We start from the raw sequence: 563 nt of genomic DNA on the forward strand, positions 1-563 counted from the left end.
TCACGGGTTGCGAGAAGTCGAACGGCTCGAGGCAGTCCTCGTCCGCGCACCAGCCGGTGAAGCCGTACCCGCCGCCCAGAGGCGCACCGATGTCGGCCACCATGCCGTCCGTGTCAGTGAGCGCCGTCGAGCGCGTGGACCACGTGCCGTCTATGTTTACCAGCTTGTACGTGACCTCGAACATGCCGCGGTCGGCCGAGTCGGCGATGAGCACGCGGTTCTGGCTAGCCCAGTCGAAGTTCAACACGGCTGGATCGCAGCCGCCGTAGTAGAGGGGGACGAGCGGGGCGCCGCTATCGATCGAAACGAAGAAAGGCCTTCTGTTCTTTCCTGTGTCGCTATTCACCACGGTTTCGGCCGGGAAGCTGAAATCGTCGGGCAGCATGGTCAGAGCGTCGCAGCCATAGAAGATCTCCGGCATGTTGCCAACAGTCTTCGGTATGCTGAATCCCTTGGGGAGAGACTTAAGATTGCGGCAGTTTTTGAACATGTTTGCGCAATTGTTTATGTTGACCGGTAAACAAAAGTTTGCCGGCAGCGAAGCGATGGGCGTGTCCTTGAAC

The 563-nt window shown here is 59.3% G+C and carries 1 protein-coding gene; it reads right to left on the reverse strand.

Annotation, left to right across the window (positions count from 1 at the left end):
* Positions 1-421, reverse strand: a 421-nt coding sequence (locus tag C2L80_RS13570) for a hypothetical protein (protein ID WP_129589982.1), incomplete at its 3' end; no start/stop codon positions are given.
* Positions 422-563 lie beyond the last annotated feature (142 nt).

This window comes from Rubneribacter badeniensis (assembly GCF_002899695.1).
GTDB lineage: Bacteria > Actinomycetota > Coriobacteriia > Coriobacteriales > Eggerthellaceae > Rubneribacter > Rubneribacter badeniensis.